The following is a 12,008-nucleotide window of genomic DNA, read 5'->3' as shown; positions in this document are numbered from 1 at the left end:
GCACGGTCTGACAAGCTAGAACCTTGAGGGCGCTGGTTCAGCACCAAATAGCTCCGGCACAGCGCTACGCGCTGCCGCTGGGTCTGCAAGGGAAACCGACGGAAGGCCGACGCAGTGAGATAGAAGCATCAGCCAGCAAAGAAGTGCGCGCGGACCCGATGGACCGGTCGGCCGCGAAGCGGGCCGGAGCTATCTGGTGCTGAACCAGTTTGTTGTGCGGCGCGATGTGTCAGACCGTGCGCGATCCAAGCCCGATTGGACCTATGAGGGCACTCGCTACTGCCGGACCACGAGAGTGCTTCTGTGCCGGGGCCGGCTGGAAGTACTTTGGATGGGGATAGCTGTTTCTTTGGTTACTTTCTTTGCAGCAGCAAAGAAAGTGACTGCCGCCCCGCACAGGGGCAACGCAAATAGACCGACACGAATACAGGAAATCCATAGAAGCCCAGACGAAACACCCAAAACCCAAACGAAACACCCAAAACCCCCAACGAAACAAACGCATAAACTTAACCCACCACCAATCCGACGCAAGGCGAAAAAAACCAGAGGACGGGGCACATGGCAAATGCACTTCCCGACAAGTTGCTCCCGGGCGCACCCTACCCGCTCGGAGCCAACTGGGACGGCTTGGGCGTCAACTTCGCGGTGTTCTCATCGAATGCTCACCGCATCGAGGTGTGTCTCTTCGACAGCACCGGCCGCAAGGAGTTGATGCGCTTCGACCTGCCGGAATGCACCGACGAGGTCTGGCACGGCTATCTCCCCGGCGCGCATCCCGGCACCGTCTACGGCTTTCGCGCGCATGGCCCGTATCAGCCGCAGCAAGGGCACCGCTTCAATCCCCACAAGCTGCTGCTCGATCCCTACGCGAAGAAACTCGTCGGCCCATGGCGATGGTCCGATGCCCTCTTCGGTTATCGCGTGCACTCGAACCGGCTCGACATGTCGATGGACCGCCGCGACTCCGCCCCCGCGATGCCCAAGTGCATCGTCACCGACGACGCCTTCGACTGGTCCCGCGACGTGCGCCCCGACACGCCCTGGGGCGAGACCATCGTCTACGAAACGCACGTGCGCGGCACATCGATGATGCGCAACGACATCCGCCAGCACGAGCGCGGCACGTTCGCGGCGCTGTCGTCGCCGTGGTTCATCGAGCATCTGAAGAAGCTCGGCATCACCGCCGTCGAATTCCTGCCCGTGCATGCGTTCCTGAACGACCGCTTTCTCGTCGAGCGCAGCCTGAGGAATTACTGGGGCTACAACACCGCCGCGTTCTTCGCGCCCGAGCCCACCTATCTGTCGACGCATCGGCTCAATGAAATGCGCATCGCCGTGCGCCAGCTGCACGCGGCAGGCATCGAAGTGTTTCTCGATGTCGTCTACAACCACACGTGCGAAGGCAACGAGCTCGGCCCCACGGTCTCGTGGCGCGGCCTCGACAACGCGAGCTATTACCGCCTGATTCCCGGCGACGAGCGGCATTACATCAACGAGACCGGCTGCGGCAATACCGTGAACCTGTCGCATCCGCGCGTGCTCCAGATGGTGATGGACTCGCTGCGCTACTGGAGCACGGCGTTCAACATCGACGGCTTCCGCTTCGATCTCGGCGTGACGCTCGGCCGCGAAGGCCACGGCTTCGATCCGGGCTCGGGCTTCTTCGACGCGGTTCGCCAGGACCCGATCCTCTCGACGCGCAAGCTCATCTCCGAACCGTGGGATATCGGGCCGGACGGCTATCAGGTCGGCAATCATCCGCCGGGCTTCGCCGAATGGAACGACAAGTATCGCGATGGCGTGCGCCGCTTCTGGCGCGGCGATGCCGGCATGCGCCCCGATCTCGCCGCGCGTCTCACGGGCTCGGCGGAACTCTTCAACCGGCGCTTCAGGAAACCGTGGGCATCGGTGAACTTCGTCGCGTCACATGACGGCTTCACGCTCGCCGATGTCACCGCGTATTCGCACAAGCACAACGACGCGAATCAGGAAGGCAACAACGACGGCCACAACGAGAATTGCAGCGCGAACTGGGGCGTGGAAGGCCCGGCCGACGATCCCGCGATCCTCGAGATCCGCGCGCGTCTCGCCCGCTCGATGATGGCGACGACGCTGCTCTCGCTCGGCACGCCGATGCTTCTCGCCGGCGACGAATTCGGCCGCACGCAACGGGGCAACAACAACGCCTACTGCCAGGACAACGAGATTTCCTGGCTGGACTGGGACACGGCCCAGACGCCGCAAGGCGTCGTGATGACCGAGTTCGTCGCAAGAGTCATTGCATTGCGCAAGAAATACCCGGTGCTGCGCGAAACGCGCTTTCTCTACGGCGACCGCGAAGTGCTGCCGGGCCTCTACGATGTGAGCTGGTTCGATGAACGCGCCAACGCGCTCGCGATCGAAGCATGGCAGGACCCCGAGGGCCGCGCGCTCACGCTGCGGCGCGCGGGGCCCGGCACCGACGGTGAAATCGACGTGCTGCTTCTGATGTTCAACGCATCGTCGCAGGCGCTGACATTCACACCGCCCGCACCGCACTTGGAATGGAATGTGCTCCTGGATAGCGCGGAGCCCGACTCTGTCACGCGGCCGCTCGTCGGGAGCGAACTGGAAGTGGCCGCGCACGGCATCGTCGTGCTGCTGGCCGAGCCGACCGGCGAGGCCGACTGGCAGGCGGTCTGGATGGCGGGCGCGCATCAGGGGCCGCGTCTTCTGACGGCGCTGCCGCCCGACCCGGGAACGATGCCTTCGCATCGCGAGCCCGAAATCGATTCGCCGCACTGAAGCGCGCACAATCCATTTCATACGTCCGTGGGAATTTCGCCGAAACAGTCGCAACACAGGCAGGAAATCATGTCCGAACGTCCGATCGATCCGCACAAGCATCACCATGCATATTGCCTTCCTTTCGGCGCACATCTGACGGGCGCCGTGCGCGAAAATCCGCGCACGCGCTTCCGCTTCTGGGCGCCGTCGCGCGATGCCGTGCAAGTGGAAATCCAGCGCGCGGGCGGCACGCCCGAACTCGTCGATATGCAGGCCACCAGCGACGGCTGGTTCGAAGCCGAAGCCGACGGCGGTGCGGGCACGCTGTATCGCTATCGGCTCGACGCAGATCTCGCGGTGCCCGATCCCGCCTCGCGCTTTCAGCCGCAGGACGTGCACGGTCCGAGCGAAGTCGTCGATCCGCGCGCGTACCGCTGGACCCATACGAACTGGCACGGCCGGCCGTGGGAAGAAACCGTGCTTTACGAGCTGCATGTCGGCGCGATGGGCGGCTTCGCGGGCGTCACGGCGCGTCTGCCCGAACTCGCGCAACTCGGCGTGACGGCCATCGAACTGATGCCGCTCAACGATTTCTCCGGCTCGCGCAACTGGGGCTACGACGGCGTGCTGCCCTACGCGCCCGATTCGTCGTATGGCCGCCCCGACGACCTGAAGAAGCTCGTCGACACCGCGCACGGTCTCGGCCTGATGGTCTTTCTCGATGTCGTCTACAACCACTTCGGCCCGGACGGCAATTATCTGCATGCATACGCGAAGACCTTTTTCCGCGAAGGCGTGAATACGCCGTGGGGCCCGGCGATCGATTTCGAGCGCCCGCAAGTGCGCGATCTCTTCTTCGACAATGCGCTGTACTGGCTCAACGAATATCGTTTCGATGGCCTGCGCCTCGATGCGGTGCACGCGATCAACGACGACGAATGGCTGCGCGAGCTCGCACAGCGCGTGCGCAGTTCGGTCGAAGCGGGGCGTCATGTGCATCTCGTGCTGGAGAACGAGCACAACACGGCGAACCTGCTGCAAACGCATTTCGACGCCCAATGGAACGACGACGCGCACAACACGCTGCACGTGCTCCTCACCGGCGAAGACGAGAGCTACTACGGCGCGTATTGCGACAAGCCCATCGAGAAGCTCGCGCGCATTCTGAAGGAAGGCTTCGCGTATCAGGGCGATCCCTCGCCGATTCACGATGGCAAGCCGCGCGGCGAAAAGAGCGCGCATCTGCCGCCGACGCGCTTCGTGATGTTTCTGCAGAACCACGATCAGGTCGGCAATCGCGCGATGGGCGATCGCCTGCGCTCGCTGACCGACGATGAATCGCTGTTCGCCGCGACGGGACTGCTGCTGCTGTCGCCGCAGATTCCGCTGCTGTTCATGGAAGAGCAATACGGGTCGAGGCAGCCGTTCCTGTTCTTCACCGACTATCACGATCAGCTCGCCGATGCGGTGCGCGAAGGACGTCGCAAGGAGTTCGCGAAGTTCTCCGCATTCAGCGACGAAAAACGCCGCGCGCAGATTCCCGACCCGAACGACCAGAAGACCTTCGAGATGTCGTCGCCGAAGATCAGCGACAGGCAGGACGAAGAGGATCGTCTCGAATGGCTGCATTTCTACCGGTCCGCGTTGACCGTGCGCGCGAAGCTCATCACGCCGCGTCTGAAGGGCGCGAAGCCGCTCGGCGCGGACGTGCTCGGCGAAAAAGCGCTCGTCGCGCGCTGGAAGCTCGGCGACGGCGAGACGCTGACCGTCGCGCTCAATCTCGGCGATGCGGGCATCGCGTTGACGGCGCAGCCGCCGGGCAAGCTCATCTTCGAGACACCGGCGCGTGCGCAGGATCGCGCGCGTGACGGCGAGCTCGGCGGCCGCACCTTCCTCGCCTGGCTCACCGGCGAAGTGAACGAATATGCGATTGCGCACGACGCGCGCCGCTTCGAACCGGCATCGGCCGAAGGAAAGATTTCGTGAGCGCCGCCACCAGCAAGACGGGCGCCGCCCGCAACGCGCGCCCCGTGAGCAGCATCGAAGCGCTCGCGGAACGCGCGGGCTTCGAGATCGAATGGCAGGACGCGCACAAGAACATGCGGCGCGTGCCGGAGACGACGCTGCACATCCTGCTCGAAAAGCTCGGCCTGCCGTGCGGCAACGCCACGCAGATCAAACAAAGCATGTCCGCCGTCGATGCCGAGCTCAGCGGCCGCAAGCTGCCGCCGCTCATCACCGCCGAAGTGGATCGCGGCATCGCGCTGCCGGTGTCGGCGGCGAAGTCGGGCGCGCGCTATCGCATCGAGCTGGAAAGCGGCGCGGTGATCGACGGCCGCTTCACATCGCCGAAGGGCGAGATCGCGCTGCTTTCGCCGATCGCGGAGCCGGGCTATCACACGCTCGTCATCAACGACCATCGCACGACACTCGCGGTCGCGCCCGCGCGCTGCTATACCCTCGACGATGCTTGGCGCACGCTCGACGAAGATGCGTCGAACGCGCCGCCGCTCTGGGGCGTCGCGGCGCAGGTGTACGGCCTGCGGCGCAACGGCGATGGCGGCATCGGCGATTTCACCGCGCTCGCGTCGCTGGCGACGCAGACGGCGAAGCGCGGCGGCCATGCCATCGCCATCAGCCCGATGCACGCGATGTTCAGCGCGGAGCCGAACAAGTTCAGCCCGTATTCGCCGTCGTCGCGGCTCTTTCTCAACATCGCGCATGTCGATCCGGCCGCCGTGCTCGGCGCGCCCGCCGCGCGTGCGGCGATCGAGAAAACGGGCGTGACGAAGGAGCTGACCGAACTCGAAGGGCTCACGCTGATCGACTGGCCGCGTGCGTCGAAAGCGCGTCTCGCGATTCTGCGCGCGCTCTTCGACTCGTTCTCCGAAGATCACGAATCGCCCTTCGCGAAAGATTTCGCCGCGTTCGTCGAAGAAGGCGGACGCGCGCTCGAAGACCACGCGCGCTTCGAGGCGCTGCAGGCCGCCCAGATCGCGCAGAACGGCGAAGGCCACTGGCGCAACTGGCCCGAAGCGTTGCGCGATCCGCGCAGCGACGCGGTGACCGAATTCGCCGACGCGAATCGCCGAGAGGTGAATTTTCATCTCTTCACGCAATGGCTCGCCGCGAAGGGACTCATGCACGCGCAGCACGCCGCGCGCGATGCGGGCATGGCCGTGGGGCTTGTCGCGGATCTCGCGGTCGGATGCGACAGCGCGGGCAGTCACGCATGGTCGTATCGCGATGAGATGCTGACGGGCGTGTCCGTCGGCGCGCCGCCCGATCTCTTCAATCAGGCCGGGCAATCGTGGGGCCTGACGACGTTTTCGCCGCGCGCGATGCGTACGCAGGGCTTCTCGGCGTTCATCGACATGCTGCGTTGCGCGTTCAAATGCGCGGGCGGCATCCGCATCGATCACATACTCGGCTTGCGCCGCCTGTGGCTCGTGCCCGAGGGCGAAAGCGCGAAGGACGGCGCGTACCTGCGCTATCCGCTCGACGACATGCTGCGGCTCATCGCGCTGGAATCGTGGCGGCATCGCGCGATCGTCGTCGGCGAGGATCTCGGCACCGTGCCGCCCGGCTTTACGGAGCGCTTGCAGGAGCACGGCTTGCTTGGCATTCGCGTGCTGTGGTTCGAACGCGAAGTGGACGGCCCGGGCTTCAAGCCGCCGCGCGAATGGGACTCAGGCGTCACCGCGACGACGACGACGCACGACCTGCCGACCGTCACCGGATGGTGGCGCGGCGAGGACATCGTGTGGCGCTCGAAGATCGGCCAGACGATGACGCGCGACGATGGACGCGACGCCGTCGAAGTAGCGCTCGAGGAACGCGGCGACGATCGCGCGCATTTGTGGCGCGCGTTCCAGGACGCGGGCATCGCGCCCGACGACGTGGCCGCGCCCGACATCGACAACGCACCCGTCGATGAAGCGCTCGCCTTCGTCGCCGCGACGCCCGCGCCGCTCGTCACGTATCCGCTCGAAGATCTGCTCGCGCTCGCGGAGCAGCCGAATCTGCCCGGCTCCATCGACGAGCATCCGAACTGGCGCAGGCGCATGACGTTGCCCATCGACGAGCTGTTTCTCGACGATGCCTTTTCCGACCGTCTGCTCGCCGTCGATGCCGCGCGCAAGCGTTCCGCGCAAGCGAACGAAACCACATCGAAACCGAACGACACACCATGACCGTACCGCGTTCCACGCTCAGGCTTCAGCTTCACAAGGGCTTCACGTTCGACGATGCCGCCGCGCACGTCGACTACTTCGCGCTGCTCGGCGTGAGCCACGTGTATGCGTCGCCGATCACGACCGCGACCGCCGGCTCCACGCACGGCTATGACGTCGTGGACTACACGAAGGTCGACCCCGAACTGGGCGGCGAGGATGGCCTGCGGCGCTTCGTCGAGAAGCTGCGCGCGCATGAAATGGGGTTCATCGCCGATATCGTGCCGAATCACATGGGCGTCGGCGGATCGGAGAACGCGTGGTGGCAGGACATTCTCGAATGGGGACGCCACGCGGCCCATGCGCGCTTCTTCGATGTCGACTGGCATTCGCCCGATCCCGCGCTGCGCGGCAAGGTGCTCGCGCCGTTTCTCGGCGCCGCCTATGGCGACGAGTTGCAGGGCGGCAAGATCAGGCTCGCGTATCGTGCGGACGAAGGGCGTTTCGTCATCGAGTATTACTCGCATGCGTTTCCGGTGTGCCCCGTCGATTACCCCGCCGTGTTTCAGGAAGCGCCCGAGCTTGCGCAACGTTTCGCCGGACTGACGACGCAGCCCGCCGATCAGCCGCGCGCCGCCGATGCGCGTACCGCGCTCGTCACCATCGCGCGCACCGAAGGCGGCCAGGCCGCGATCGAGGCGATCCTCGCCGCGCATTCGCCCGATACGCCCGCTGGCCGCGACCGGCTGCATCGACTGCTGGAGCGGCAGCATTACCGGCTCGCATGGTGGCGCACCGCCGCGGACGAAGTGAACTGGCGGCGCTTCTTCGACGTGAGCACGCTCGGCGGCGTGCGCGTGGAGCGGCCCGAAGTGTTCGAGGCATCGCATGCGCTGATCTTCAGGCTGTTCACCGAAGGCCTGATCGACGGCGTGAGAGTCGATCACGTCGATGGGCTCGCCGAGCCGCGTGAATATTGCCAGCGCTTGCGCGCGCGGCTGGAAGAATTGTCGGCGGAGCGGCCCGAGGCGTTGCGGCACGGCAATGGGCGCACGTATTTCGTCGTCGAGAAGATTCTTGCGCGCGGCGAGCCCTTGCGGCGCGACTGGCAGGTCGACGGCACGACCGGCTACGACTTCATGAACGATGTCGGCGCGCTGCTGCATGATCCGGCGGGCGCCGAGCCGCTCGCCGCGCTGTGGGCCGAGATCACGGGCAAGAGCGCATGTTTCGCTGATGAAGCCCTCGCCGCGCGCCGCAAGATACTCGCGGAGAATCTCTCGGCGGAACTGGATCGCGTGACGCGTGCGCTGCATCGCATCGCGCGCGATGCGCAGACCACGCGCGACTTCACGTTCACGTCGATCAGGCGCGTGGTCGCGGAGCTGGTCGTGCAGTTTCCGGTGTATCGCGTGTATCCGGTGGGCGGCGTGCGCAGTCCCGAGGACGAGCGCTTCTTCTCGCAGGCGCTCGAGGCCGCGCGCGCGGCGCTCGCGCGGGCGGATCATGTCGTGCTGGATCAGGTCGCGCAATGGCTCGGCGGCAAGCTGCCGGATGAATTGCCGCAGCTCGAGCGCGGCGAACGTGGAGACCGCGGCGAACGTGGTGAACGTGCGGAACGCGGCCGGGATCGCGCCGCCGAGCGCAATCGCGAGCGCGACCGCAATCAGGCGCAGGCGGCTCAGAACCCGCCGTCGTCGAGCGGCTCGCAGCGTCGCGCGGCGCAGACGCTGTTCTCGCAACTGACGTCGCCGGTCGCGGCGAAGGCCGTCGAAGATACGGCGTGCTATCGCTATGGACGGCTTATTTCGCGCAATGAAGTCGGCGCGGACCCGGGCGAGTTCGCCTTGTCCGTCGATGAATTTCACGCGTGCAATCGCGAACGCTTTCACACCTTCCCGCACGCGATGCTCTGCACCGCGACGCACGATCACAAGCGCGGAGAAGACGTGCGCGCGCGCATCGCGGCGTTGAGCGAGATTCCCGACGAGTGGGCCACGACGCTCAGGCAATGGTCCACATTGAACACGCCGCTAAGACGCGGCCCGAGCGGCGGACACGGTGAAACGAGCGATATCAACGAGTGGGCGCCGGGACCGGCCGCTGAGGCGATGCTTTATCAGACGCTCGTCGGATGCTGGCCGCCGACGCTCGCGCCCGATGACGAGGCGGGCGTTCACGCGCTCGCCGAGCGTGTGGCGCAATGGCAACTGAAGGCATTGCGCGAGGCGAAGCTGCGCACGAGCTGGTTCGCGCCCGACGAAGCCTACGAGAATGCGTGCAAGGATTTTCTGTTCGATATCGTCGCGCCGCAGCGGCGCAATGGCTTTCTGCAGGCGTTATCGGCATTCGTCGCGCGCATCGGGCCGGTCGGTGCGATCAATAGCTTTCAGCAGACGTTATTGCGGCTCACATCGCCGGGCGTGCCGGATCTGTATCAGGGCACGGAGTTGTGGGATTTCAGTCTTGTGGATCCCGACAATCGTCGGCCTGTCGATTATGAGTTGCGACGCGCGTGGCTTGCTGAAGTGGAAGAGAAAGGACCGCCGTCGGAGCAGTTGTCGAACTGGCGCGACGGGCGGGTGAAGCTGGCGCTCGTGCGGCGGGCTTTGGCTTTGCGCAAGCATTGCGAGTCGTTGTTTGCGCAGGGCGAGTATGTGCCGCTCGACGTGCAAGGCGAGCATGCGGGAAATGTGATCGCGTATGCGCGGCATGCGGGGAGCGCGTATGCGATCGTGATCGCGACGCGGCTCGCGGGGCCGTTGATGGACGCTGGGCACGATGTGCCGCTCGTCGAGCCCTCGCGGTGGGGCGATACGGCTATCTTGTTGCCCGAGGCGTTGCATTCTCGCGCGTTGTTCGATTGGGTGAGTCCCAATGCGCCTAAGGCCGAAGGGGAGCGGCTCTTTATTCGCGATGCGTTGGGGGTTATGCCGGTGGCTTTGCTTGTTGAGGAAGGTGTGCCGAGGGCCGGGGTTTGATGGTTGGTTCGTTTGATCTGCTTGTGCTTCTATCTATGGACTGCCTGTATTCGTGTCGGTCTATTAGCGTTGCCCCTGTGCGGGGCGGCAGTCACTTTCTTTGCTGCTGCAAAGAAAGTAACCAAAGAAACAGCTATCCCCATCCAAAGTACTTCCAGCCGGCCCCGGCACAGAAGCACTCTCGTGGTCCGGCAGTAGCGAGTGCCCTCATAGGCCATACCGGGCTTGGACCGCGCACGGTCTGACAAGCTAGAACCTTGAGGGCGCTGGTTCAGCACCAAATAGCTCCGGCACAGCGCTACGCGCTGCCGTTGGGTATGCAACGGAAACCAACCTGCGGCGTATGCAGTGAGATAGAAGCGTTAGCAAGGAAGTGTGTGCCGACCCGATGGACCGGTCGGCCGCGTAGCGGGCCGGAGCTATTTGGCGCCTTACCAGTCAGTTGAGCGGCGCGATGTGACAGACCGTGCGCGATCCAAGCCCGGTAAGGCCTATGAGGGCACTCGCTACTGCCGGACCACGTGCTATCTTCTGTGCCGCGGCCGGCATGAAGTGCTTAGGCTGGGGATAGCTGTTTCTTTGGTTACTTTCTTTGCAGCAGCAAAGAAAGTGACTGCCGCCCCGCATAGGGGCAACGCTAATAGACCGACGCGAAAACAGGAAATCCATAGAAGCCCACGAGCAAGAAGAAGAAAAAAAGGTCATTCCGCTTCCTCAAGCGCCTCCTCCCGGGGATAAACCCTCACCAACACAATCCTCGGCCCCTTCATCTTCTTGACCACGATATCGAACCGATCGAACTCGACGCGCTGCCCTTCGCTGGGCAGATCCCCGAGCGCATTGATGACGAGTCCGCCGACCGACTCCGCTCGTCCTTCATCGATATCGATCCCGAGCGCCCGCTCCAGCGAAACGACCGGCAAGCTCCCCTTGCCCATCAACGTGCCGTCGTCCATCCGCGACCAGTCCGCATCGCCCTGACGGAACTCGTCGTGAATCTGCCCGACGAGCGCGCCAAGCAGGTTATCGAGCGTGATGAAGCCAATAGGCTTCGCGCCCTTGCGCCCCACGATCGCGAGATGCGGCGCGCCCTTGCGAAAGCGTCGGAACAATTCGAGCGCCGACAGATTCGGCGCCACATACTGCACCGGCCGCACATGCCGAGAAAGCTTGTCGATCTTCTCCGTGGCATCCTTCGAGAGGCTGAAGTTGAAGCCGCGCCCGCCGCCATCGCCCGCGAGCAGCAGGTCCTTCAGATGGATCATGCCGATCACGCGCTCGCCCGATGCATCGGCGAACAGCGGATAGCGCGAGAAGCGATGCCGCGAGATCACAGCGAGGTTGTCGCGCATCGGCAGATCATTGCGCAGGCCGACCAGCTCGTGCGCCGGACGCATCAGGTCCGACACCGTCATGCGGCTGAAATCGAGCGAATGCGCGATGGTGTTCCACTCGTCCTCGTTGTACGAAGACGCACCGCCGTGGCGCCGTCCGCGCAGGATCAGCTTGAGCTCATCGGTGGAGTAATGCGCGTCGTGGCCATGATCCCCCGACATGCCGAAGAGCCGCAGCACGAAGTTCGCGCTCGAGTTCAGCACCCAGATGAACGGATACATCAGCCAGTAAAAGCCGTAGAGCGGCGTGGCGAGCCATAGGCCCACCTGCTCCGCGCGGCGGATGGCCCACGACTTCGGCGCCAGCTCGCCGACGACGATATGCAGGAACGAAATGACCGAGAACGCGAAGAAGAGCGAGATCGAGTCGATCAGCTTCTCGGATTCCACGCCGAAGAGCGTGAAAAGCGGATGCAGCAACGTGGCGAATGCCGGCTCGCCGATCCAGCCGAGCCCGAGCGATGCCAGCGTGATTCCGAGCTGGCACGCGGAAAGATAGGCGTCGAGCTGCCCGTGCACCTTCGCGAGCAGACGGCCCGGCAGGCCGTTGGTGCGCGCGATCGCCTTGACGCGCGTGGGCCGCAGCTTGACGAGCCCGAACTCCGCCGCGACGAAGAAGCCATTCAACGCGACGAGCAACAATGCGCCGATCAGCGCGACAACCTGAGCCAAAGCAACTCTCTTCGGAAATG

5 protein-coding genes are annotated in these 12,008 nt (G+C 64.6%); 4 read left to right on the top strand and 1 reads right to left on the bottom strand.

Going from position 1 to position 12,008, the window contains the following annotated elements; all coding sequences use genetic code 11:
- Window positions 1–561 precede the first annotated feature (561 nt).
- The 4 genes from glgX to treY all read left to right on the top strand — a co-directional run bounded on the left by glgX (window position 562) and on the right by treY (window position 9,922).
- Window positions 562–2,787 (top strand): glycogen debranching protein GlgX, encoded by a 2,226-nt coding sequence (gene glgX / locus AWB78_RS30780; protein ID WP_062610405.1) that lies wholly within the window; start codon window positions 562–564, stop codon window positions 2,785–2,787.
- A gap of 69 nt (window positions 2,788–2,856) precedes the next feature.
- Window positions 2,857–4,755: a malto-oligosyltrehalose trehalohydrolase gene (gene treZ, locus AWB78_RS30775; RefSeq protein ID WP_062610404.1), complete on the top strand. Its 1,899-nt coding sequence runs from the start codon at window positions 2,857–2,859 to the stop codon at window positions 4,753–4,755.
- The gene (gene malQ, locus AWB78_RS30770) at window positions 4,752–6,962 is read left to right on the top strand and encodes a 4-alpha-glucanotransferase (protein ID WP_062610403.1); all 2,211 of its coding nucleotides are present in this window, start codon (window positions 4,752–4,754) and stop codon (window positions 6,960–6,962) included. The genes treZ and malQ overlap by 4 nt, the downstream gene beginning before the upstream one ends.
- Window positions 6,959–9,922, top strand: coding sequence for a malto-oligosyltrehalose synthase (gene treY, locus AWB78_RS30765; RefSeq protein WP_062610402.1), 2,964 nt, complete (start codon window positions 6,959–6,961; stop codon window positions 9,920–9,922). The genes malQ and treY overlap by 4 nt, the downstream gene beginning before the upstream one ends.
- Window positions 9,923–10,623: 701 nt before the next feature.
- On the opposite strand, the gene AWB78_RS30760 is transcribed toward treY, so the two are convergent.
- On the bottom strand, window positions 10,624–11,988 hold the full coding sequence (locus AWB78_RS30760) for a hemolysin family protein (RefSeq protein WP_062610401.1): 1,365 nt from the start codon (window positions 11,986–11,988) through the stop codon (window positions 10,624–10,626).
- Between the last annotated feature and the right edge of the window lie 20 nt (window positions 11,989–12,008).

This window comes from Caballeronia calidae (assembly GCF_900044055.2).
GTDB lineage: Bacteria > Pseudomonadota > Gammaproteobacteria > Burkholderiales > Burkholderiaceae > Caballeronia > Caballeronia calidae.
Note: the sequence above shows the minus strand (reverse complement) of the source record. Positions and strands in the feature narration are given on the sequence as shown.

Bases quoted from the DNA above. Each gene is read 5' to 3' on its own strand.
- glgX (WP_062610405.1), top strand. From the start codon at position 562: ATGGCAAATGCACTTCCCGACAAGTTGCTCCCGGGCGCACCCTACCCG.
- treZ (WP_062610404.1), top strand. From the start codon at position 2,857: ATGTCCGAACGTCCGATCGATCCGCACAAGCATCACCATGCATATTGC.
- treY (WP_062610402.1), top strand. From the start codon at position 6,959: ATGACCGTACCGCGTTCCACGCTCAGGCTTCAGCTTCACAAGGGCTTC.